We start from the raw sequence: 23,391 nt of genomic DNA on the forward strand, positions 1-23,391 counted from the left end.
GACAAGCCACCGGCTGGACGTACTCAGGCAGAATAGTTTTTGTGTGTAAGCGCCTTTGGCGTTTTGCGAATGCCCCGGCGGGCAGGAAAGAAGCCCTGCACCCCCATAAGCATCGGGCATGTATACAATTAAGCTCTTTGGAATTCCGTATGAGCAATACACTGACATTGAACGGCATTACCTGCGAGTTCACACCCGGAGAAACCATTCTGGACGTGGCGCGGCGTAATCATGTGGATATTCCCACGCTTTGCCACCTGAAAGGCACAACGCCCACGGGCGCATGCCGTATCTGCGTGGTGGAAGTGAAGGGCGCGCGCAGCCTTGTGGCTTCCTGTGCTGCACCGGCCGGTGCGGGAATGGAGATTCAGACCGAATCGCCAAGCGTGGTGCGGTCGCGCAGAATGAACCTTGAGTTGCTGCTTTCTTCCGGCTCGCACGACTGTCTGCTCTGTCCGGCTTCCGGCGACTGCACCCTGCAGGCGCTGGCTTTCCGCTACGGTGCCGGTGGCAGAAAATTCGAGGCGCGCAAGCCCGCGCACAAGCCGGATGCGTCAAATCCCTTTCTCATCCGCGATTTTTCCAAATGCATCCTGTGCGGGCGCTGTGTGCAGGCCTGCAAGCAGGTGCAGGTGAACGATGCCATAGACTACGGCTATCGCGGGGCAAAGACCAAGATCATCACCGGCAACGACCTGCCTCTGGGCCAGTCTGACTGCGTGTTCTGTGGTGAATGCCTGCAGGTCTGCCCTGTGGGTGCCATTGCGCTCAAGGATGCCCGCAAGAAACCGCGCCAGTGCGAAACCCGCGCGGTGCGCACCACCTGTGCCTACTGCGGCGTGGGGTGTCAGGTGAACCTGCATGTGCGCGATAATACCGTGCATATGGTCACGGGTGCCGATGTGGCCCCCAATCACGGCAGCCTGTGTGTGAAGGGGCGATTCGGCCTTGAATTCATCGGCTCACCGGAGCGGCTGACAACGCCGCTGGTCCGCAAGGATGGCGAGCTTGTTCCCGCCACGTGGGATGAAGCGCTTGATGTGGTGGCGCAGCGGCTTGCCGCAGTGCGTGCGGAAGAGGGCGCAGATGCCGTGGGTGTGCTCACCTCGGCCCGCTGCACCAACGAAGAGAATTACCTGTTGCAGAAATTTGCCCGCGCAGTGGTCGGCACGAATAACGTCGACCACTGCGCGCGACTCTGACACTCCCCCACGGTGGCCGGTCTGGCCGCCGCATTCGGAAGCGGAGCTGCAACCAACCCCATTCATGATGTGGTCAATGCTGATGTGGTGCTGATTACCGGCTCCAACATCACGGAGAACCATCCCGTGCTGGCTGCCGCACTGAAGCGTGCCGTGAAGTTCGGCAGGCCCGACGGCAAAAGAACCCGCCTTATCGTTGCCGACCCCCGCAAGGTGGGCATAGTCCGCCATGCGGATATCTGGATGCGCCCCACACCGGGAACGGATGTGGCATGGATAAACGGCATTGCCCATGTGATTCTGCGCGAGAATCTGCACGATGCGGAGTACGTGACCGAGCGTACCGAGGAATTCGAGACATTCCGCGCTTCCGTTGCCTTGTTCACGCCGGAGCATGTGCAGGCCGTGACGGGCATTCCCGCCGCACAGGTGGAAGAGGCTGCGCGTCTGTATGCATCAGGCAGAGCGCTCATTTTCTACTGCATGGGCATGACCCAGCATGTGAGCGGCACGGACAACGTGAAGGCGCTGGCGAATCTTGCCATGCTGTGCGGCAACATCGGCCGTGCGGGCGGCGGACTCAACCCCATCCGCGGACAGAACAACGTGCAGGGCGCATGCGACATGGGCGGGCTGCCGGACAAGCTGCCGGGCTACCGTAATGTTGCGGATGCTGCCGCACGTGAGGCTGTGGGCGCCGTGTGGGGAACCACCCTGCCGGAAGGGCGGGGCATGACCTCGCGCGACATGTTCCACGCCATGGAAAAAGGAACGCTGAAGGCGCTGTATCTGGTGGGCGAAAACCCCATGGTGTCCCATGCCGATCTGGGGCATGCGGAACGGTGCTTTGATGCCCTCGATTTCCTTGTGGTGCAGGATATTTTTCTCACCGAGACGGCGCGTCGGGCAGATGTGGTGCTGCCTTCGGCTTGCTTTGCAGAAAAGGACGGCACCTTCACCAACACCGAACGCCGCGTGCAGCGCGTACGCAAAGCCGTGAACGCACCGGGCGAAGCGCTGGCAGACTGGCGCATAGTCTGTGCGTTGGCAGAACGCATGGGTGCCACATGGCAATTCCGTTCACCGCAGGATGTGATGCGTGAGATTGCGGCTGTTACCCCCTCCTACGCAGGCATTTCCCATGGCCGGATAGAGGAGGAAGGAATTCACTGGCCGTGTCCGCATGACGAACATGAGGGTACCCCCATTTTGCACACGCAGGGCTTCCTGCGCGGCAAGGGGCGCTTTCATGCCGTATCCTTCGTGCCTCCGGCGGAACTGCCGGATGCCGACTATCCGTTCATCCTGACCACGGGCCGCGTGCTCTATCAGTACCATACCGGCACCATGACCCGTAAGGCCAAGGGCCTTGCCGCCAAGGAAGCTGAGTGCTTTGTGGAATTGGCCCGTGAAGATGCGCTGCGTCTGGGAATAGGGCAGAGGATGGATGTGCGCGTGACCTCGCGCCGTGGCAGCATAGTGGTGAAGGCCCGCATTTCACCCAAGGCGGTGGCGGGTACGGTGTTCATTCCCTTCCACTTTGCCGAGGCGGCTGCAAACCGGCTGACGCACGATGCGTCTGATCCGGCATCCGGCATCAGCGAGTTCAAGGTTTGCGCCGTGCGTGTGGAGCCTGCGGTCTGACGCTGCCCCCCCTTTATGAGATGAAAAAAAGCCCGTCCGTGTTGCCTTGTGGCAGCCGGACGGGCTTTTCGATTGGTCCTGAAAAAATGTCGGCTATTCCGGCAGCGTGTCAGGATCAAGGATGTAGGGAGCCATCATGCGGGTACCCTTGTACACCACAAAGCTCTCGACAGACAGGATGCCGTCGACCTTGGACATTTCATTGGAGTAGAACTCCAGTAGCCCGAATCCTTCCCGCAGCAGCAGGGTGAGGATGATGTCGAATCGGCCGGTAACCACGGCAGAAGAGATAACTCCCTTCAGCTCGCTCAGTTCCTGACACTTTGAGAACAAGTCCCTCTCGCTCAGGCGCACGCCTGTGTAGACGATGGTGTGGCCGGGAATTTTTTCAACATCCAGACGACCCACAATGTCCATTACTCCGTCTTGCTGCATCTTGTTGATGCGCGAGCGCACGGTGTTCTCCGCAACGGAAAGCTCCTGTGCGATTTCCCTGTAGGACTTGCGCCCGTCAAGCAACTGCCCCGCAATCTGGAAGCTCAGCTTGTCGATTTTCACTATTTCCTCCGAAAGGCTCTGGCGCGGAGGGGTTGCTGTTTTCAGCAGCGTTTATTCCGCGCAAGGTGAGGGGAACAGGGCGAAAGCCCAACCAACCACGCGATGCCGTCAATAAGCTCGGTTCGTTACTTATCGGAAATTACAAAAAAGTTCAATTCCCCGTCATGAGAAAGTGATTTTTGCGGAAAAATGCAAATTCACTCCTCTGTAACCATTGAAGAATTCTCTAATCATTACAGGTAAGCAAGCGCTCTTCATCACTTTGCTGCGCAACTTTGCCGTTTTCTTCACGAGGGTGGCACATCATAGGGAAAATCAGCGGAAAAAAGATGATAGCACTGCTTGCGTCAGATGCGGTGCTGCAGAAAACGCAGGCGAGCACTCTGTTTGCGGGCAGGGGTGTGCACCTGTAAGGGAAAAAGATGTATTTAGCGGCGGGCCTGTTCAGCCCGCGCTCTGTATTTGGGGGCGGGGAAGCTGCGCACCGTGCATTGCGTGCCGTGCAGCGTGGTATACCGCGAGCAAATGGTCAGGGCGGTGCGGCGGGAAGCTCCGGCACCGGCAATCAGGCTGTACCAAGGTGTGCGACGCGTATCATACAGCACGATCACTTCGGCGGAAAAACCCGCCTTGGCGAGCCTGTTGCGTTCGGTGAATGCGGCTTCGCGGGTACGATAGCTGCCTGCATGGGCCATCCAGAGCGTGCCGGAGGTTGGTGAAGGCGCGAAATACGCAGGGGATGAGGCGGGGACAACTGTTGCCGGGCCAGACTTTGTTGAAGCGGATGTCGCGGTGGCGGACGTAGCGGAGGGGGAAGCTATGCGGCCTGATGGTACAAGGCCTGATGTCGCTGGAACAGTCGTTGCCGATTGCCATGCGTCAGAAGCTGAAGGGATCGACGGAACAATATCCCTGCGGCCAGTTTGGGGGGCCAGATTGTTCCCTTTCTTCAGCGCTACGTCCGTTGCAGGCAAGGGGACGCGGTTCTGCTGGATTGGGTCTGTGCTAGCCGGTGTGCCGGCCTGTCCGTTCTCCGGTGCGGCCATCCCTTCGTGCGTCTGCCCCTGTGCAGGCGGCACGGTTTGGGATTGAAGCGGATTCACCGGCAAGTCGGCGGGTCCGGCAGCTGTCTCAATCAACGGCTCTCGGAACTGCCGCATTTCCTGTGCTGCCATGGCTTCTTCGGGAAAGGCGCTGAAAAGATCGGACGATGAAGCGGCAATGCCTGCTGAGGGTGCCGTGGAGCCGGAAGGTAGTCCCATGCCTGCGCTCAGGCCATGAGGCAGGGCGTTTTCCGCATGGCGGGTGGTGAGGGAGGGTTCAATGGATATGATGAGCCACTTGCTCGAAAGGGCGGCGTAAACAAGGGCAGTAAAGAGCATGGCGGCAAGCCCGAAAAGCAGATTAAACCGTCTTGATCCGTTCATGGCCGGTGCCCGTCCCGGTTTATCCGGATTGTCCGCTCCAGAATCGCCCGTGCTCCGGTTCGGGAACCGGACGAAAATAATCCGGATATTCTGGGTCAGTATTACACGGTCATGATTGTGTGGCAAGTCCTCAGTAAAAAGAAGCAGGGCTCTTTTAGCCTATGATCTCATGCACCCTGCCTATGAGTCCGCTTTCAAGGCGCACCTTGATGCCTCTTGAATGGTAGGGGGCCTTGGTGAGCAGGTTTTTTACAATGCCTTCAGTGAGTTTGCCGGTGCGCTGGTCCTGCTTGAGCACGATACGGACCTTGAGTCCGGGGTGTATGTCGCTACGGTTGGTGCCGTCCATTATGCTGTTCCTGTTGCGGTGGCGTGCCGCAGGAAAGGGCACGCCCTGATGGTGAGTAAAGAGCCTTGCGGGCCATATTGCACGCCATATCGCGGGCTATATTGATCCGTTGGCCGGTCTGTCTCTTGTGCTGTCCGGTTTTTGCGGCGGTCCGGCTATTCGGCCGATGTCTCGGCCGATGTCTGGGCTGATGCTTAGGCCGGAGTTTCGGTGTGAGGAACCTCCTCATCCGATACCGGCGGCAGGTCCGGTGCCGGAGCAATGAGCCTGCGATAGTAGGAGAGGGTCAATACCGTCATGGGCAGTGCGATGAGCAGTCCCAGCAGGCCCAGCAGTTTGCCCCATACGGAAAGCGAGAGCAGAATCATCCACGGAGAAAGCCCCATGGCCTGCCCCATGATGCGGGGGGTGAGAATGGCGTCCTGAATGAGCTGCACCACGCCGAAAACGGCGAGAATGAGCAGCAGGAGCACCGCGAAATTGATATCAGTCTCAAGCCAGTGAATCAGCCCGAGCAGAATGGCGGGAACAAAACCGAGAATCTGCAGGTAGGGGACCATGTTAAGCGCGCCGATGAACAGGCCGAGCACAATAGCCAGCGGCAGTCCGATCATGGAAAAGCCGATGGCGAAGAGAACACCCACAATGGCGGCAACCACGGCCTGCGCCCGGAAATAGCGGTTCATGCCTGCTTCAAAATCGTTCACGAACAGTTCCACAGGGGTGCGCCATGCGGCAGGGAGCATGCTACGCCAGTCAGACTGCACCTTCTGGAAATCCATGAGCAGAAACACTGTGTAGAGCACGATGATGAGCAGCCCCATTATGCCCATGAACAGGTTGCTCGCTCCCTTCACGGCTCCCCACAGGCCGGGCAGCAGCTTCTTGGCGGCGGCCTGCACCATGTCCAGCCCCTGCGATGAGGTGAAGAAGTCGCGCAGGTCGCTCTGGTTGAGCACATCTTTGAGAACGGCCCATACCTCGGAAGGCAGCTCACGCGATGCCTTGGCAGCCAGTGCCGAGTTGTTGGCAAATTCCGTGAGCAGGTTGCCCATATGTTTCACTTCAGCAGTGATCATGGGCACGATGAGCGAAGTAAGCCCCACCAGCGCGCAGATGATGATGGCAAGCGTGAGCAGCACCGCAACTTCGCGGCGTTTCACATACTGCTGGATACGCAGGCAGAGCGGGTGCATCAGGTAGGCGAGAATCAGCGCAACCACAAAGGGTACGAGTACATCGCTCAGGTAGCCGAGTACTTGTATGCCGCCCCATATGAGGCCGATGGTTATGGCTATGCGTATGACTCTGTCGAAGGTGAAGGGCTTGTCGCTGATGACCATTGCGCTTCCTGCAGGTTGCTTGTTTGATTGAGGTATGTCTTGCAGATCGGGTTCGGCGGCTGAGGCCCGGAATGCTTTGAGCCAGCCGTTTCTCATTCTGGTCACAGTACCTGTCTTTTCAGGACGATGCAATGCGGCATGGCTTTTGAATTTTCTCAATGGCCGGATGGTCCGGTTTGCCGGAAAAGAAGAGAAAAACGCCCCGCAGGGGAAAACCGGCGGGGCGCAGAATGTTGTCGAATCGAATGAGGCGATCAGCGCGTGTGCACAACGGTTATCACGCTCATGCCGATGCGCAGGCCGGGCAGGTTCTTGATGTCCTCATCCAGCATGATCCTTACGGGCACGCGCTGCACCACCTTGACGAAGTTGCCTGAGGCATTTTCCGGCGGGAACAGCGAGAAGGCGGAACCGGTTCCCGCCATGAAGGACTCTATCTTGCCCTTGAGTTCAACGTCGGGATAGGCATCCACCTTCATGGTGACATGCTGGCCCACCTGCATGTCCGTGAGCTGGGTTTCCTTGTAGTTGGCGGTAACCCACAGGCCTTCGCGGTCAAGCGGAACCACGGCAAGCAGCATCTGCCCCACGGCAACCTGCTGGCCGGTTTCCACATTGCGCTTGGTTATGTATCCGGCGGAAGGTGCCACAAGGCGGGTGTAGGAAAGGTTCAGTTCGGCCTGTTTGACCTTGGCGCGGGCAAGTTCCACGCGGGCCTTCTGTGCAAGGGCCTGCTTGTCGTCTATGCGCGCCTTGTCATGGCCGGTCTGTGCAAGGCGTATGCTAGCCTTCAGCCGGTCCACATCCTGCTGCAGAGAGCCGCGTTTGTGGGCCAGTGCCAGCATCTTTGCCTGAGCGGAACCAAGCTCTGCCTGCGCGCTCTTGAGTTTGGTTTCGGCATTGTCATAGGCAGACTGCGATACGACCTTGTCGGCAATAAGGGTTTCATACCGCTTCATATCCAGAGCGGCCTGTTTTGCCATTGCGGTTGCCTGATCAACTGACTGTCGGGCAGCTTCCTCTTCTTCCGCTGCCTGTTCAAGGCTGCGATACAGGGCGGCAAGCTGGGCGTTGGCCTGCGATACCTTTGAATCGGTTTCGCTGAGGGTCAGCGGGGCCTGCATTTCAAGGGCATCCAGCTGGCTTTCTGCCGTGGAGAGATCTGCGCGGGCCTGCGCAAGGGCCACTTCAAGGTCGGTAGGATCAAGTTCGACCAGTAGCTGTCCGGCTTCCACCCGCTGGTTGTCTTCGACGAGAACATTGTTCACGAAGCCAGAAACACGGGGTGTGACGGAATAGATGTGGCCGTCGACAAAGGCATCATCAGTTTCTTCTTCGCCCCATATGGACCAGGCATAGCCGGCCGAACCGAGAAGGGCGATAACGAGTACCAGCATGAGAATCTGTTTTCTGCGGCCGGCCTTGCGGGCAGCAACGGCGGTGGCTACATCTGTGGCGCTTTGAGGGGTTTCCATAGTTGTGTTCCGTTCTCCAGCTATATTCGTATTTTCAATTGCAGAAGGTTAGTGGGCCGCTACGGGGCCGGCACTGCGGCCTGACTTGCGCAGGATGAACACGCCCGTGATGCAGAGCGCGCATACAACGGCAAGCCACCGGAAAATGTCTATGAACGAGAGCAGGGTAGCCTGCTCCACCATCATTTTATAGATGGTGGCAAGGGCGCTTTGGTGTTCAGACCCTATGGGAACATGCCCCTTGAGCGATTCTGTCAGACCTGCGGCGTACTGGCGGAACACAGGATCATACTGCGAGGTATGTGCCGCCAGATGTGCCTGATTGGCCTGCGCACCGCGGGAGAGCATGGTGGTGACAACTGAAATGCCCACACCCCCGCCTATGTTGCGCATGAGGTTGTATATGCCTGCGGCGTTGCCCATTTTTTCCACGGGCAGACTTGCCATGGCCGTGGTGGAAAGCGGCACGAACACAAAGCCCATGCCCAGCCCCATGATGACGTTGGGAATAATGATATCCCCCATGCCTATGGTTATGTTCAGGCTGCCGAAACGCCATGACGAATATGCGAGCATGGCGAAACCCAGCCCGATGAGCATGCGCGAATCCACCCTGCCTATGAGCCTGCTCACGAGGAACATGGCGAGCACCGCACCCATGCCGCGCGGCGACAGGGCCATGCCGCTGTCCAGAGCGGGGTAGTGCAGCAGGTTCTGCAGAAAGAGCGGGAGCATGGTGACCGTGCTGTAGAGCACGATGCCCACCATGAAAATGAGCACGGTACCGGCCGCAAAGTTCTTGTTCTTCAGCACCCGCAGATCGACAATGGGGTGCTTTACGTGCAGCTCCCAGTAGACAAAGGCGATGAGCGAAACAACACAGATGGCCGTGAACCAGCGCAGCCAGACTGCCGAGAACCAGTCAACCTGCTGCCCCTGATCGAGTATGATCTGCAGCGTGGCAAGTCCCACGGACATGAAGGCGAAGCCGATGTAGTCCACCGATCCCTTGCGCTGGTTCTTGATATCCTGCAGGTAAGGCGGGTCTTCGATGAAACTGTGACACATAAACAGCGCCAGCAGCCCCAGCGGAAGGTTGATGTAGAATATCCAGCGCCATGAATAGTTGTCGGTTATCCAGCCGCCCAGCGTGGGACCGATGATGGGGGCCACAACCACGCCGAGGCCGAAAACGGCCATGGCCACGCCGCGCTTTTCCGGCGGAAAACTTTCCATGAGAATGGACTGAGAGAGCGGTTGCAGCGCACCGCCTGCAGCACCTTGAATGATGCGGGCAAAGACCAGCGTGCCGAGCGTGGGAGCGGCTCCGCAGGCACCCGAGGCGATGATGAAGAGCACGACGCAGCTCAGCAGAAACCGCTTGCGGCCGAAGGTGGTTGAGAGCCAGCCGGTCATGGGCAGCACAATGGCGTTGGATACCAGATAACTGGTAAGCACCCACGTTGCTTCTTCCGTGCTGGCGGAAAGATTGCCTGCCATGTGCGGCAGAGCCACGTTGGCAACCGAAGTGTCCAGCACTTCGAGAACAGTGGCGAGCATGACGGCAAGGGCGATGAACCACGGATTCACTCTGGGAGTCCAGGACGCGCTGGCCGGTGCAGGGGATGGTTTGGATGGTTCTGACATTGTGCGGTTACCGGTTCGTTGCGTGTCCTTTGGAATGGAGGGGCCCACTGTAGCTGGGTGTTACTTGTCCAAAACCGGAGCCTGCAGGCCCGCAAGCACAAAGCGCATGATGTGGCTTTCGAGAGTTGCCGTGTCGTAGTTGTTGTCGCCGTAAATGAAGGCAGAACGCACGAATCCGGGGATGAAGCGGGCGCTCAGTTCCGGATGCGGGTCATGGAACACCCCCTTGGCAACACCCACGCGGATGATTTCTTCAAACATGGTGGCCAGTTCCTGGCGCACAGAGGCGCAGTGGGCCGTATCGTCCGCCTTGGCATGCGCTTCGCGGAGCAGACGGAAGATGTCGGGGTTGCCGTAGGCATAGCGCACCACTTCGCCAATGGCGTTGCGCAGCTGCGTTTCCGGCATTTCCTCGCGTTCTTTCAGCTGTTGTCTGATGCGCTCGATGACATCTCTGAATCCGGCGCGGACAACGGAACGATAGAGGTCGTCCTTGTCTTTGAAGTAGATGTACAAGGTTCCCTTGCCCACGCCCGCTTCTGCCGCCACATCCGTGAGCAGCACCTTGTGAAAGGGGCGGGTGGCGAACAGGGCGCTTGCTGCTTCCATTATCTTCTTGCGCTTGTTCTCATCAGGGATCTGCATGGCTCTTCGTGTTTTCTTTATAAAACAGTGTGTTGAAATTGAGTGCCAAGTCAATACTGACCGGCCAGTCGCTTTTGCTACGTTTTGCTACGCCTGTTTCCGGGGATGGTCAACGGGATTTTGCCACTTTTGTATACAAGGGCGTGAGCACGAAGGGGCTATCACGTTTGCTGTAGTGGTTGCTCTTGCGTATGTTACGGCTTCCCGATAGAGTGGGCTTGCCAATGTTGTTTGATCACCCGATTGGAGGCAATCGTGGATAGCACGCTCTGGGCCCTGCTGGGCCTTGCTTTTTTACTGGTTATCACTCCCGGTCAGGACACCATGCTCGTGCTGCGCAATGTCATGCTGCGCGGCAAGTTTGCGGGAATCGCCACAGGCGTGGGTGCCTGCTGCGGTCTCTTTGTGCATGCCACCCTTTCCGTGTGCGGTCTTTCTGCCGTGCTGCTGTATTCGGCCACGGCCTTTTCCATTCTCAAGGGACTTGGTGCCTGTTACCTGGTCTATCTCGGCGTGCGGTCCCTGTGGGGCGCATGGCGGGGCGAGGCCCTGCCCGACGGACTGGGTATGGAAGGCGTGCCGCTGCTTCGCGGGAACATGAAGCAACTGCGCAAGGCTTTTGGCGAAGGGTTCATGAGCAACGTGCTCAACCCCAAGGTGGTGGTCTTCTATCTGGCGGTTCTGCCGCAAGTGATAGGCGACCCCGCACTCATCATCCGCGATACGCTGTTCTTTGTCGGCTTCCAGTTCGTGATAGCCGTCATCTACCTGACCCTGCTGTCCATGTTCCTCGGCCGGGTGCGGCATGTGCTGCTGCGTCCCGCTTTCAAGCGCAAGCTCGAAACGGTGACCGGAACGGTCATGGTCGGGTTCGGTGTGCGTCTGGCTCTGGAGCAGACGCCTTAACAAGGGTGAACGTATGGCCGGACACTGCAAACATGTTTGTCTGCTTCTGCTTGCCTGTCTGCTTCTGCTGACCGGCTGCGGCACACGCACACCTGAAGGCGGTATGGCGGGCAACGGTTCCGTTGTGTCCAAACCTGTCGTTCTCCCGTCTGTCGTTGATTCCGTTGCCGACAGCTCGTTGCGCTATGCCATTGATTCCGCCCAGTTGTGGAGAACCTGCGCCGCCCGCTGCATGCAGGACGACGAATACGGCATTCTGACCCGCAAGGGGTGCCTTACCGGGTGCGAGATGGCCCGCAAGGCCCGTCCCAACAAGGGCATGACCTATGGCGACATTGCGTGGTGCGTGCAGGACATTGAACGTCTGAACGTGACGGAGCATGTGAAGCCGCTGGAAAAGCAGTGCCGGGAAAACTGGAAGCACCTGTACAAGCGCCGCGGCTGCCGTGACGCTGTAAAAGCCTATTACGCCGACTGGAACACAGGGCTCTGTGTGGTGGACGTGGAACGCGCACGGGATCTTTCTGCCGAGGAAGAACCCCTCATAGCTACCAAGCGCACCAAGAAGAATGCTCCCGCAAAGCCCGCAACGTTCTCGAAGACGAAGGAGTGACGATGCATACCTGCAATTTCGGTCTGTGCCGCAATATCAGCAAAGGGCAGATGGTCTTCTTTTCTTCCGTGGAAGTGCCGCTTGCCTGCAGCCACCGCGTGAACGGGCTTGGTCCCCGCCCATGGCTGCCTGCGGGTACGCTGCTGGTGGGAAAAACAGGAGAGGAACTTTTCAGGGTGGTGCAGAATACGGCACTGCCTGTGCCGGGTGTGCTGCATGCGGTGAAAGGATTTTGGGCCGAGGCGCTGGTGGACATGGAAGAGGCTGATTCGCTGGCTTTTTCCGCCGCAAGCAAGGGGCTGAGCATTGCGTGGGTTACCCTTTCGGACAAGGGAGCTGCGGGTGAGCGTGTGGACGAGAGCGGGCCGCTTATTGAGCGCCTTGTCCGTGAAAGCCTGAACGTGGGCCATGCACAGGGCTTCATTCTGCCCGATTCCATTGCCGAACTGAAGCAGACCGTCATGGAGCTTGCTCTCGGGCAGGGATATGATGTGATTCTGACCACCGGCGGCACCGGGGTTGGCCCGCGCGACACAACGCCTGAGGCCATAACAGGTATTCTGGAGAAGCGTTTATATGGTTTTGAGCAGGCAATGATGGCTGCAAGCCTTGCCAAAACGCACAACGCAGTTATTTCAAGAGCTGTTTCAGGTACGCTGGGGGGCTGCCTGATCATCACGCTGCCGGGAAGCCGCAAGGCTGTGGCAGAAAATCTGGAAGCCGTGCTGCCTGCGGTAGCGCACACGGTAGCCAAGCTGCAGGGAGATTCCGCAGACTGCGGAAGCTAGCCCGGCGGCACGGTGCGGCTTGTCCGCGCCGAAGATGAGAACACACGTAATTGGGGAGATTCATGCAGGTCCGACTTATAGACCTCATTGGTGTACTTTCACGCGCCCTCGATTTGGTATCCCGTACGCTCGGCAAGCATCATGCCCATGTAGGATGCATGGCCGCGCGCATGGCCGGAAGGATGAACCTTAGCCCGACCATGCAGCGCGACGTGCTGCTCGCTGGTATGTTGCACGATGTGGGGGCTGTTGCCCTGCATATCGAGCTGGAGTCTCTGGGATTCGAGAAGGACGTGCACACCCACGCTCGGGCCGGCAAGCTGCTTTTTGCGGACTTTGCCGGACTGGAGGATGTGGCACATATTATTGGTGATCACCACACGCACTGGGACAGGCTGCTGACTTCCGGCATGCCGCATGAGCTTGCGGTGGCGGCAGGTATTGTGAATTTTGTGGACTTTGTGGATGTGCGTCTGGACCGTGGCAAACCCTACGGTGGACAGTTTGCCCACATTCTCGAAGCCGCGAGAAAAGAATCCGGTCGCAAGTTCAATCCTGACTGCATCAGGCTGTTTTCCGAGATGATCGAGGAACCTGATGCGTTAAAGGGGTTGTTCGATCCGGACGAATGCCTGTATACCGACGCCTACGAACGGCTTGAGCAGGTAACCCTGAATGCGTGGGAGGTCCTCGGTCTCTGTGGCCTTTTTGCGCAGGTGATCGACTTCCGCAGCCGTTTCACGGCGACCCATTCACGCGGCGTGGCTGTTGTGGCACAGGACCTTGCGCGTCACTTCCATTTTGATGTGGATGGCCGTCAGGCCATGTATGTGGCCGGTTTGCTGCACGATATCGGCAAGCTTGCCGTTCCCAACAGACTTCTGGAGAAGCCGGGCAAACTGGACGAGGACGAATTTCTCGTCGTGCAGGATCACGCCATGGTTGGCGAGTTCATCCTCGGCGGCGTAGCCGGTCTTGAACTGGTGTGCGAGTAGGGAACACGGCACCATGAGCGCCTTGACGGTTCAGGCTATCCCATGGGCCGCACGGCTGAGCAGCTCAGCCTTGGCGCGCGAATCATGCAGGTGGCGGACGTATTTACCGCCATTACGGAAGATCGCCCCTACCGCGCGGGCATGACCACCGAACAGACGGTGGAGGTGATGCACGGGCTGGTGGAAAACGGAGCGCTTGACCATGAAGTGGTGCAGGTGCTCATGACGCATTTTGACGAGATCAATGAAGCCCGCATGCGCGAACAGAGACGTGCAAAGCGGGAGTTTGAGGCATTTGCCGAAGACGTGCGCAATGCCTCCGCCGATGAGGCGGACATGAACCTTTCATCTGAAAAGAACGTCGGAGTAGCATGAACCCCTTAGCCAAGTTCGGTGCGGTCTGCCGCATGATCAAGATAGAACACTCTGTGTTCGCCCTGCCGTTTGCGTATATAGGCGCTTTCATGGCTTCTGACGGCAAGCCCGCTATTTTTACCATGTTGCTGCTCACCGTGGCCATGGTGGGGGTGCGTTCCTTTGCCATGGCCTTCAACCGCGTGGTGGACCTGCCCTTCGATTCGAAGAACCCCCGCACGCAGCAGCGGCCGCTCGTGACTGGCGAAATCACTCCGGCGCAGACATGGGCCTTCATTGTGATCATGGGTTCCATTTTCGTGCTTGCCTGCTGGGGTCTCAATCCCCTGTGCCTCAAGCTCGCCCCGCTGGCGCTGGCTGTTTCCGCTGTGTACAGCCTGCTCAAACGTTTTACGTGGATTTGCCATTTCTGGCTGGGCGGCGTGCTTGCCCTGTCACCCCTCGCCGGCTGGATTGCCGTGGACCCGCAGTTCACCGTCCCCGCTGTGCTGTTTTTCTGGGGCATCGTGTTCTGGGTGGCCGGATTCGACATCATCTATTCCTGTCAGGACACGGAGTTCGACAAGTCCGTGGGTCTGCATTCCGTGCCGCAGCATTTCGGTCTTCCCACTGCGCTGACCATTTCGTCCTTCTGTCATGTGGTTACATCCATCATGTTCCTCATGGGCGGCTGGGCAGGGGGGCTTTCGTGGCCCTATTTCGCAGTGTGGGCCGTTGTTTCCGCCGTGCTGTACTGGGAGCATTCCATCATCTCCGCAGAGGACATGAGCCGCGTGGACATGGCCTTTTTCACCCTGAACGGCTACATTTCCGTGGCGTTGTTCATCGGAGTGCTGCTGGGCATCTATCTGTAACAAGCCCATTCTTCTTTCATTAAAAAAGCCCCGTGCGTTTGCACGGGGCTTTTTGTTATTCGACGAACTTCAGTTTTCTGAAGAATCAGAATTCATTAAGCCGGGGATGATGTCAAAAACGGATTGTGATCGTTTATATCGGGTGCATGGGGATTATCCCCCTGCCCGCCGGAGGCAATTGTGTTAGCCCCGTGCAAACGCACGGGGCTTTTTCAGTCTATTCGTTCTGCTACAGGCTAGTGGTCGCAGGCATTGGCACTGATGAGCAGCTTGCCTTCCATGTAGGTGCTGACCACTTCGAGCGGAGAGCCGCCCTGAGCGCCGCAAACCACGGCAATGCCCTTTTCTTCAAACTGCTTGAGCGCCTTCTGGCCCATGCCGCCGGCGATGACGAGCTTTACGCCGAGCCGGTCCACAAAGGCGGGCATGACATTGGGTTCATGCGGGGGCGGGGTGACGAGTTCGCTGCCGGTGACAACCTTGGTGTCCATGTTGGCGGTAACCACAGCGAGCTGTTCGCAGTGGCCGAAGTGCTGGGTAAGCTGGCCCTTGGCGAGCGGCACCGCGATCTTCACTTCACCGGAAAGGGTGGGAGCAGGCGCAAACGCTGCGGAGGCCACCACTGTGCCTTCCTGCGGGTCGGGAAGCAGAAGGATGGGCTTGATGATATGCTGGATGGCCTTGGCCGTGGGGCTGTCCTGCTGCACCTTGAGGAAGCAGTAGCCTTCGTCACCGGAACGGACCACTTCGGGGTCCAGCGGAACTTCACCGAGGAAGCGCACGCCTGTTTCCTGTGCCAGACGCATACCGCCGCCCTTGCCGAAGATGTTTTCCACATGACCGCACTGGGAGCAGACCACGCCGCTCATATTTTCGACAATGCCGAGTACGGTGTTGCCCACTTCGCCCACAAAGGTCACGGAGCGGCGCACGTCGTCAATGGCCACGCCCTGCGGGGTGGTCACGATCACGGCCTTGGCGTCCGCACCCAGCATCTGCAGAACGGAAAGGGGTTCGTCGCCGGTGCCGGGAGGGCAGTCGACAACCATGTAGTCAAGGTCGCCCCATGTGACATCGGAAAGCAGCTGCTGGATGAAGCCCTGCTTCACCGGACCGCGCCAGATGACCGGCTGGTATGCGTTGGGCAGCAGAAAGCCGAGCGACATGACGGAGAGGTTGTCGCTCCATGCCACGGGTTCAATATGGTTGGCGTCTATATGCACCTTGGCGTCGCGCAGATTCAGCAGGCGCGGCACGCTGGGGCCGTGCACGTCCACGTCCAGCAGGCCGACCTTCTTTCCGGCAAGGGAAAGGCCCACGGCAATGTTGGTTGCCACGGTGCTCTTGCCCACGCCGCCCTTGCCGGACATAACCACGATCTTGTGTTTTACGCGGCGCAGGGTGCGGTTCATGCGATCCTGCTCGGGAGCCAGTTCCTTGTGGCCGCCGCAGCCGGAGCCGCAACCGCCGGAATGGCTGTGGTTGCCGGAATCGGAGGAACAGCCGCTGGAAGAACAATCGGTGCTGGTGCAACCGCAGGCTTTTTCACTCATCTCGAAAATCTCCTTGATGTGTCCGCACCGTGTGCGCAACACGCAGTATGTTCAATGGCCGCCTTGGACGGCTTTGGGGACATGATGTACAAACGTCCGGCCTCAGGGCAGGTCGAGCAGCTTTTGCCACAGGTCTTCAAATACGGGACGCCATGCATCCGGCCGGTACTCCACGAGGGACTGGCCGAGCAGCTGGGCCTTTGTGCAATCGTCCGACCATCCGAACTCCGCCAGCAGGGGAATGTTCTCTGTGTGGCACCATGCACGAACCTCGTCGGCAAGGCCGCTGTGAATATCCGCCTTGTTCAGCGCCACGGCGGCAGGAACGCGGAAATGGCGCGTAAGCCCTGCTATCCGTTTCAGATCGTGCAGCGCGGAACGGGTCGGCTCGGTTACTAAAAGGGCCAGATCGGTATTTGTCAAGGAAGCGATAACAGGGCAGCCGATGCCGGGGGGGCCGTCGGTGAGAATGACTTCAACGCCATGCTCCTGCGCCATCTTGTTGGATTCCGTCCGCACGGTGGTGACGAGTTTGCCGGAGTTTTCTTCGCCTATGCCCAATGCCGCGTGCACCATGGGACCGAAGCGGGAATCGGAGCAATACCATTCGCCGCACAGGCGTTCTTCCATGCGTATGGCTCCGGCAGGGCAGATGAAGGCGCACAGCCCGCAGCCCTCGCACAGCTCGGGACGGTGGCGTATGCCGTCGGCGATGGCGTTGAAGCGGCATTTTTCCTGACACAGGCCGCAATCAATGCACTGTGACTTGTCGAAAACAGCCCGCTGACCGCTGTAGAAGGGCGTGGTCACGGTCTGGTGCGGTCGGGCGATAAGGTGCAGGTCGGCCGCATCCACATCGCAGTCCGCAATGACCTTTGCTGGTCCGGAAGCGGCAAGGGCGGCAGTGATGGTGGTTTTGCCGGTTCCTCCCTTGCCGCTGATGACGAGAAGTTCACGCATTGCCGGCACCTCCTGCCTGTTGGCGCGGCATGTTGCCCTGAATGGCTTGCCAGAGGGCATCGTATATGCCTGTGGTTTCGGGCAGGGCGTCTATGAGCAGGGAACCTGCGGCGCACGCCGAGGCGGCTGCCTGACTGTAGGGAAAACGGGCCAGAACAGAGATGTCTTCATCCCGCAGCCAGTCGTCCAACGCCGTATTGTCCATTCCGGCGGACATGCCGTCCCTGTTGACCACCACACCGAACGGCTGACCCAGCAGGCGCAGAGTTTCCACGGCGAGGCGCAGGTCGTGCATGCCGAAGGGCGTGGGCTCTGTTACCAGTACTGTGTAGTCAGCTCCTTCCAGAGAGGTGATGACGGGGCAGGACGTACCGGGGGGGCAGTCGCGCAGCACAATGCCATCGGCATAGGGTGCTGTCTGCATTTCTTCCAGCAGGGCGCGGATGAGGGGGGGCGACATGGCCTCGCCTATGCGCAGTTTGCCGGAAACAAGGTGCAACGGATTGTCAGCGCTTCCGGTTGTCCCGTGGCTGAGAACACCCATAACCCGGCTGCCTTCCGTTATGGCTCCTGCGGGGCAGGCTTCCATGCACAGGCCGCAGCCGTGGCACAGCTCGGGAAATTCCATGACTTCACCCATCCATGCCAGCGCCTTGAAGCGGCATTCCCTGACGCATATGCGGCAGGATTCGCCGACGCACCGCTCCTGATTGATGCGGGGTACCGGCGCATGCGCCTCTTCTTCGCGGGTCCATTCCGGCGAGAGGAATATATGGCTGTTGGGTTCTTCAACGTCGCAATCCGCAAGGGTGACGCGAAGCCCCGTTCTGTTCAGTCGGGCGGCAAGGTTGACCGAAAGAGTGGTCTTGCCTGTGCCGCCCTTGCCGCTGGCAATGGCTATGTGCATGGTGTTTCCCGTTCAGATCCGGCTGTGGCGTCCTCTCCGGCCAGAGAACTGTGGGGTGTCGGATTCATTTGCCGGGCCATGCGGTTGAGACAGCTGCCGTCGCGCAGTCTCCTGCGCCGGCCCCTGCCCATGTCCTTCTGCCATTGTGCGGATTGCATTTCCGCATCGTTCTGCATGGCCGCATTTCTGCGGAAACGTCCCTGGCCGTTGCCAAGGCCGCGGGGCCTTTGATCCTGCATGGCGGCAGTTGCCGTTTCAGGTGTCATCAGGTTTTCATTTCGTGTCTGGTCTTCATTTTGCGTCTGGCCAAAGCCGTTACGATTGCCGCAGCGGCACTGGCCGAAATTACTCTGGTTACCACCTTGAGAGCCACCACGGTAACCATTGCGGTTTTGCTGTGTCTTATTCATGTGTCCTCCCTTGCTATTACCAGTGTCCTTCACGGTCGGGAGCATCAGCTTTGGAAAGTTCGCCGCGTTTGAACGCCTCAAGCGCTTCGGCCGCGGTTGTCGCTTCGGAGTAGTAGACCGCGATGTTGCCCTTGTTGAGGGCCAGGAAGGCCTTGGGACCGACGTGGCCGGTGATGAGGGTGCGGGCGCCGGTATCAGCCACGTTCATGGCAGCTTGAATGCCGGCACCCTGAGGCAGGTTGAGGTTCTGGCTGTTGTCGCGGTATTCGGTATTGCCGCTTGCCTCGTCCACGATCAGAAAACCGGCGGCGCGGCCGAAACGGGGATCGAGGGGGCTTTCCAGTGAGGTGCCCTGTGCGGTGATGGCGATTTTCATGATATCTCCTTGTTCTGTAGCATCGGTTTGCAGAAAGGCGTCATGCTCGTGACCGGGCGTCTGACCATATGTCTGATCTGGGGCATTTCCGGTTGAAACCGGAAACGGAGAGCCGTGACGGCAGCGGCCTTGCTGGCGCATGCCACCTCCGCCCCGCATGTTCCTGCAGCCGGGCATGGTGAGCGATTCCAACGCGTCTGAACCTTGTGCGTCTGAACCCTGTACGTCTGGGCGCAGTGCGTTCGAGCGCAGTGCGGTGAGCACGTCGTCGGCAGATCCGCATACCCACGGCTTTACGGCAACTCCCGCTTCGCTCAGTACCCGCTGGTCACAGCCGCACAGTGCGCCGCAGACAAGCAGGGCAACGCTGTAGCGGGTGAGCAGGTCCAGACGGTCTTTTCGTGCAAGGCCGTCAACAGGCACGGTACCCAGCAGACGGGCATCGTTTTCCTGAACCTGATGGATGGCATACGTGTCGGCAGATTCGAACAGAGATGCCAGCCGGTCGTTGTATTGGGCGAGACAGACGATCATGTTCCTTCCTGTGTTGAGTTTGGCGTCAGGCTGGTTCGGTGCGGGGGGAATGCGCATTCCGTCTGGTCTGCGGCTATGGTCCTTCCCGCGTCTGGCAGATTGCCGTATGGGGCTTCGTGCTCCATTCGGTCATTGCCTGATGCTGTCCGGCTATAGGCAGGAATGATGCCAAAGAACGAAGTGTCGTTATCTCGATAGGTTGTGATAATTACACTGGAGGCACAAGGGAATATCGGGCTAATTACTAGCCCGAAATGGAGGCTGGTTGGCGAATTATTCGCCTACATGAGAGCCGTTCGTCCGGTGGCGCGGACTGTTAGCTTTGTGGGGAATTGTCTGTCTGGGGAGGGGAGGTGTTATTCGTCTTGGGGGGACGTATCAGGGCATCGCTTGAGCAGGCTGCGCAGGGTATCCTTGGTGATGCCCAGTTCGCGGCAGGCAGCCATGCGGCGTCCGTCGTGGCGGGCGAGCGCGGCCTGCGCGGCACGGCATTTGATCTCTTCCATGGTCATGGGAAGGTCGGCTCCGGCCGTGACTGCGCTCCCCGTCTGCGGAGAGCTTGAGGCTGACGGATGCAGAGACTCGGGCAGGTGGTCGAGCTGAATGAAGCCGCTGCTGGCAAGAATGAAGGCGTATTCAAGAATATTCTCCAGCTCGCGGATATTGCCGGGAAAATCGTGGCGCAGGAGAACGGCCATGACATCTTCGGAAATGCCCTGAATATCCTTGCTCTTCAGCGTATTCAGACGGCGGACGAAGTAGTCCGCCAGCAGGGGAATGTCGCCGGTGCGCTCGCGCAGCGGCGGAAGGTGCAGCCGCACCACGTTGAGCCGGTAGAAGAGGTCCTGCCGGAATCGTTCGTCGCGCACGCGCTGTTCAAGGTCTGCGTTGGTGGCGGCTATGATGCGGGCGCTGGTTTTTTCCGGTGCCACGGAACCGAGCGGCTCGTAGGTGCGTTCCTGCAGCACACGCAGCAGTTTGACCTGCACCGAGTGGGGAATGTCGCCTATTTCGTCGAGGAATATGGTGCCTTCCTTCGCCAGCTTGAAGCGGCCTGCCTTGTCCCGTTTGGCATCGGTAAAAGCGCCAGCCTTGTAGCCGAAGAGTTCCGACTCCAGCAATGTTTCAGGCAGTGCGCCGCAGTTGACCGCCACGAAAGGATCTTCTTCCCTCGGGCCAATGTTGTGCAGGGCGCGGGCGATGCGTTCCTTGCCGGTGCCGGATTCGCCGGTAATGAGCACGGTGGCGTCGCTCTGGGCAATCTGGGGCAGAATGGTCATGATGCGGCGCAGCGCGGGGCTTTTGCCGATGATGTCCTCAAAGGTGAAGGCGGACTCCATCTCCTTGCGCAGCAGGGTTATTTCCGTGAGGTCGCGGAAGGTTTCCACACCGCCGATAAGCTCGCCTGCAGCATCCCGCAGGGGCGAGGCGCTAATGGAGACGGGCACCCGTGTGCCGTCCGTGCGCACGATGAAGATGGATTTGCCTGAAATGCTGCGGGAATGGGCAATGCAGTCTTCAAGGGCGCATTGTCCGTCGCACAGGCTTGAGCGCAGCACCTCCCAGCACTTGCGGCCGATGGCTTCGGACGCGGGTATGCCGGTTATGGCCTCTGCCGCCTTGTTGAAGAAGGTGACATTCCACTCCCGGTCCACGGTGAACACGCCGTCCGCTATGGACTGCATGATGGCTTCGCAGGGGATGTTGCCGGGAAGGGACATGGCGGCTCCGTGAAAAAAGTCTGCCCCCGTGGTGTGCGGGGGCAGTTCGTTAATTTCTTTTCTTGTTCAGGGCTTCCCGCAGCCAGTTGTACCAGCCTTCCAACCCTTCGCCGGTGCGGCAGGAGGTGAGGAATACGGGCATGTCCTTGTTGAGGTGGGTGGCAAAACGCGTGGCGCGTTCCACATCAAAATCAACATAGGGCAGCAGGTCGCTCTTGTTCAGCACCATGGCGGAGGATTTTTCGAACAGCACGGGATACTTTTCCGGCTTGTCGTCGCCTTCCGGCACGCTGAGCAGGGCTATCTTGAAATCTTCGCCGCAGTCGAATTCCACGGGGCAGACAAGGTTGCCCACGTTTTCCACGAACAGGATGTCGATTTCGTCCAGATCGAAGTTCTGGATGGCGGCCATGATCATGCTGCTGTTCAGGTGGCAGCCGCCGTCGGTATTGATCTGCACGGCCTTGGCGCCGGTTGCGGCCACGCGGCGCGCATCGTTGCTGGTCTGGCAGTCACCTTCGATAACAGCCATGGTGAATTCGTTCTTCAGGTCGGAAAGGGTGCGCTCCAGCAGCGAGGTCTTGCCCGCGCCGGGGGAGCTTATGAGGTTGAGCACCAGAATACGATGACGGGTGAACAGTTCTCTTACCTGTTCCGCCATCTTTTCGTTGGCTTCAAGAATATTGCGGACTACGGGAATTTCCATGTGCGTGCTCCATTACTCGGCTTCAAGGTGGTCCAGATACAGTTCCTTTCCGGTCAGCACCTCGTGCGCGAATTCCCTGCCGCAATGCGGGCAGGGCATGTAGAACAGGTCCGGATTCTCCGGAACGAATTCCTTGCCGCAACCGCCGCACGCCACGGTAACCGGAATTTCTTTCATTTCCAGTGTGGCGGCTGCAAGAGGTGTTTCCTGCGTCTGCACTTCAAAGGCAAACTGCAGTGCTTCAGGCACGATGTTGGTCAGTTTGCCATGGCATACACGTGCCATGACAAGCCTGGTGGCACCATGCTTGTTAAGCTCTTCCTTGATTATCTCTATGAGACTGGATGCTATTGCCATTTCATGCATGGCGGAAACCTACTGTAAAAAGAAACGTCCGTCCAGTGGGTTAGCAGGAGTGGCATTGAGTGACCAAACGGTTTTTCAAGAGGGTTTGCATACATACATCTCTGGTGATATAGAATGGATGCGCTGGGTTCCTGTTCCGGGGGGAGCAGGTACGGATTATTCTTAAAAGGCGTTTCTGGTCTGGATAACGCTGTTATGATGCGAGGGGGATTTTGATGGCGGGCGGGAAGATGCATAAAGGTGGAGTGTATTCCTCGAAAGGAAACAGCTGGATAGGTACCGGCACCACAAAACGCAAGGTGATGTCCAAAAAATACTGGTATGCCTTGGAGTTGCCGGACGGTACCTACAAGGTGCAGCCCCTGACGAGCAACATGGTGCCGGCAGGGACGCCGCGCACGGTGTCTGTTCCCGACTTTCGCAGGAATTATGAGTTCGAGCCGGATTTCTATGTGGACCCGCAGCGGTTCACCGATTTCATGCCTGAGCTGCAAGCCGTTGCCGCAGAGCCGGTTCTTGAAGAGGTGTCGGAGGAAAAGCTTGAACGTAAGCCCCCCCGGCAGGCAATTCGGCAGCAGAGCAAGGAAGAAATAGACCGGCTGGAAATAGAGGCCAGAACTGATTTCGGCATGGGGCTGACCTTTTTCAGAACAGGCAACACACGTAAAGCATTGGAAATTTTTAATGCCATTCCTGATATGAATGTGGACTGGCAGCCTGAACACAAGCACATGTTTTCTGAATTCGGTGCAGGATTGAGAAAAACCCGCTTGCTTGACGTGGCCTTGAAGCATTATTTCAAAGCTCTGGAGCTTGCGCCGCAGGACGAGAACCTGCACCATAACATTGCGCGCGTGTTCTATGAGCAGAGCAAGTATGACACCTGCAAGGAATGGCTGGAAAAATCACTCAAGATTAATCCTTCCCTTGTCCCTTCCAAGCAGTTTCTGACTTTCCTGCACAAGTCGGGGAAGTTGCCATCCTATCGGATTTGATCTGAGAATCCGGCGTGCAGTCCGCGCCGGTCGGGAGCATGC

21 protein-coding genes and 1 pseudogene are annotated in these 23,391 nt (G+C 58.6%); 7 read left to right on the plus strand and 15 right to left on the minus strand.

The features are described 5' to 3' along the window. The first annotated feature begins 149 nt into the window (after positions 1-149). Positions 150-2,846, plus strand: a complete 2,697-nt coding sequence (gene fdhF / locus HUV30_RS18380; RefSeq protein WP_174404747.1) for a formate dehydrogenase subunit alpha — start codon at positions 150-152, stop codon at positions 2,844-2,846. Positions 2,847-2,939: 93 nt separating this feature from the next. Here the strand turns inward: fdhF and HUV30_RS07090 are convergent, their stop codons facing one another. From HUV30_RS07090 to HUV30_RS07120, 7 genes are all read right to left on the minus strand, one after another. Beyond that, a complete protein-coding gene (locus tag HUV30_RS07090; protein WP_174404748.1) occupies positions 2,940-3,404 on the minus strand; it encodes an Lrp/AsnC family transcriptional regulator in 465 nt (154 codons plus the stop codon). Between the two features lie 428 nt (positions 3,405-3,832). After that, entirely contained in the window at positions 3,833-4,831 is a 999-nt protein-coding gene (locus HUV30_RS07095; RefSeq protein ID WP_174404749.1) for an SPOR domain-containing protein, read from the minus strand. Between the two features lie 154 nt (positions 4,832-4,985). Beyond that, on the minus strand, positions 4,986-5,183 hold the full coding sequence (locus HUV30_RS07100; RefSeq protein ID WP_333473531.1) for a YwbE family protein: 198 nt from the start codon (positions 5,181-5,183) through the stop codon (positions 4,986-4,988). 191 nt (positions 5,184-5,374) lie between these two features. Next, entirely contained in the window at positions 5,375-6,523 is a 1,149-nt protein-coding gene (locus HUV30_RS07105) for an AI-2E family transporter (protein WP_174404751.1), read from the minus strand. Positions 6,524-6,777: 254 nt separating this feature from the next. After that, on the minus strand, positions 6,778-7,998 hold the full coding sequence (locus tag HUV30_RS07110; RefSeq protein ID WP_174404752.1) for an HlyD family secretion protein: 1,221 nt from the start codon (positions 7,996-7,998) through the stop codon (positions 6,778-6,780). Between the two features lie 48 nt (positions 7,999-8,046). Then, positions 8,047-9,645, minus strand: a complete 1,599-nt coding sequence (locus tag HUV30_RS07115) for a DHA2 family efflux MFS transporter permease subunit (protein ID WP_174404753.1) — start codon at positions 9,643-9,645, stop codon at positions 8,047-8,049. A 60-nt stretch (positions 9,646-9,705) separates the two neighbouring features. Continuing rightward, on the minus strand, positions 9,706-10,290 hold the full coding sequence (locus HUV30_RS07120) for a TetR/AcrR family transcriptional regulator (protein ID WP_174404754.1): 585 nt from the start codon (positions 10,288-10,290) through the stop codon (positions 9,706-9,708). 255 nt (positions 10,291-10,545) lie between these two features. Between HUV30_RS07120 and HUV30_RS07125 the strand changes: the two genes are divergently transcribed. From HUV30_RS07125 to HUV30_RS07150, 5 genes and pseudogenes are all read left to right on the plus strand, one after another. Further along, complete coding sequence (locus HUV30_RS07125) at positions 10,546-11,196, plus strand: LysE family translocator (RefSeq protein ID WP_174404755.1); 651 nt, start codon at positions 10,546-10,548, stop codon at positions 11,194-11,196. A 13-nt stretch (positions 11,197-11,209) separates the two neighbouring features. Further along, entirely contained in the window at positions 11,210-11,809 is a 600-nt protein-coding gene (locus HUV30_RS07130) for a hypothetical protein (RefSeq protein ID WP_174404756.1), read from the plus strand. Between the two features lie 2 nt (positions 11,810-11,811). After that, positions 11,812-12,597, plus strand: a complete 786-nt coding sequence (locus HUV30_RS07135) for a MogA/MoaB family molybdenum cofactor biosynthesis protein (RefSeq protein ID WP_174404758.1) — start codon at positions 11,812-11,814, stop codon at positions 12,595-12,597. A gap of 62 nt (positions 12,598-12,659) precedes the next feature. Further along, positions 12,660-13,967: pseudogene (locus tag HUV30_RS07140) on the plus strand (HD-GYP domain-containing protein). Further along, the gene (locus HUV30_RS07150; RefSeq protein ID WP_174404760.1) at positions 13,964-14,821 is read left to right on the plus strand and encodes a 4-hydroxybenzoate octaprenyltransferase; all 858 of its coding nucleotides are present in this window, start codon (positions 13,964-13,966) and stop codon (positions 14,819-14,821) included. Before HUV30_RS07140 ends, HUV30_RS07150 begins: the two are co-directional and overlap by 4 nt. 236 nt (positions 14,822-15,057) lie before the next feature. Here the strand turns inward: HUV30_RS07150 and HUV30_RS07155 are convergent, their stop codons facing one another. The 8 genes from HUV30_RS07155 to HUV30_RS07190 all read right to left on the minus strand — a co-directional run bounded on the left by HUV30_RS07155 (position 15,058) and on the right by HUV30_RS07190 (position 22,354). Next, entirely contained in the window at positions 15,058-16,374 is a 1,317-nt protein-coding gene (locus HUV30_RS07155; protein WP_174404761.1) for an iron-sulfur cluster carrier protein MrpORP, read from the minus strand. Positions 16,375-16,476: 102 nt separating this feature from the next. Then, positions 16,477-17,334 (minus strand): ATP-binding protein, encoded by an 858-nt coding sequence (locus tag HUV30_RS07160; protein ID WP_174404762.1) that lies wholly within the window; start codon positions 17,332-17,334, stop codon positions 16,477-16,479. Next, positions 17,327-18,241, minus strand: a complete 915-nt coding sequence (locus HUV30_RS07165) for a nucleotide-binding protein (protein ID WP_174404763.1) — start codon at positions 18,239-18,241, stop codon at positions 17,327-17,329. The genes HUV30_RS07160 and HUV30_RS07165 overlap by 8 nt, the downstream gene beginning before the upstream one ends. Beyond that, positions 18,232-18,651 carry a hypothetical protein gene (locus tag HUV30_RS07170; RefSeq protein WP_174404764.1) on the minus strand — a complete coding sequence of 140 codons (420 nt, stop codon included), beginning with the start codon at positions 18,649-18,651 and terminating at the stop codon, positions 18,232-18,234. The genes HUV30_RS07165 and HUV30_RS07170 overlap by 10 nt, the downstream gene beginning before the upstream one ends. A 16-nt stretch (positions 18,652-18,667) precedes the next feature. Next, complete coding sequence (locus HUV30_RS18510) at positions 18,668-19,561, minus strand: NifB/NifX family molybdenum-iron cluster-binding protein (protein ID WP_308481072.1); 894 nt, start codon at positions 19,559-19,561, stop codon at positions 18,668-18,670. 356 nt (positions 19,562-19,917) lie between these two features. Further along, on the minus strand, positions 19,918-21,282 hold the full coding sequence (locus HUV30_RS07180) for a sigma-54 interaction domain-containing protein (protein ID WP_174404765.1): 1,365 nt from the start codon (positions 21,280-21,282) through the stop codon (positions 19,918-19,920). 49 nt (positions 21,283-21,331) lie between these two features. Further along, a complete protein-coding gene (gene hypB / locus HUV30_RS07185; RefSeq protein WP_174404766.1) occupies positions 21,332-21,988 on the minus strand; it encodes a hydrogenase nickel incorporation protein HypB in 657 nt (218 codons plus the stop codon). A gap of 12 nt (positions 21,989-22,000) precedes the next feature. Continuing rightward, positions 22,001-22,354 carry a hydrogenase maturation nickel metallochaperone HypA/HybF gene (locus tag HUV30_RS07190; protein WP_174404767.1) on the minus strand — a complete coding sequence of 118 codons (354 nt, stop codon included), beginning with the start codon at positions 22,352-22,354 and terminating at the stop codon, positions 22,001-22,003. A 230-nt stretch (positions 22,355-22,584) separates the two neighbouring features. Here HUV30_RS07190 and HUV30_RS07195 point away from each other — a divergent pair, with 230 nt between their 5' ends. Then, positions 22,585-23,349 carry a tetratricopeptide repeat protein gene (locus tag HUV30_RS07195; RefSeq protein ID WP_174404768.1) on the plus strand — a complete coding sequence of 255 codons (765 nt, stop codon included), beginning with the start codon at positions 22,585-22,587 and terminating at the stop codon, positions 23,347-23,349. The last annotated feature ends 42 nt before the right edge of the window (positions 23,350-23,391 follow it).

Source organism: Desulfovibrio subterraneus, from assembly GCF_013340285.1.
GTDB classification, from domain to species: domain Bacteria; phylum Desulfobacterota; class Desulfovibrionia; order Desulfovibrionales; family Desulfovibrionaceae; genus Halodesulfovibrio; species Halodesulfovibrio subterraneus.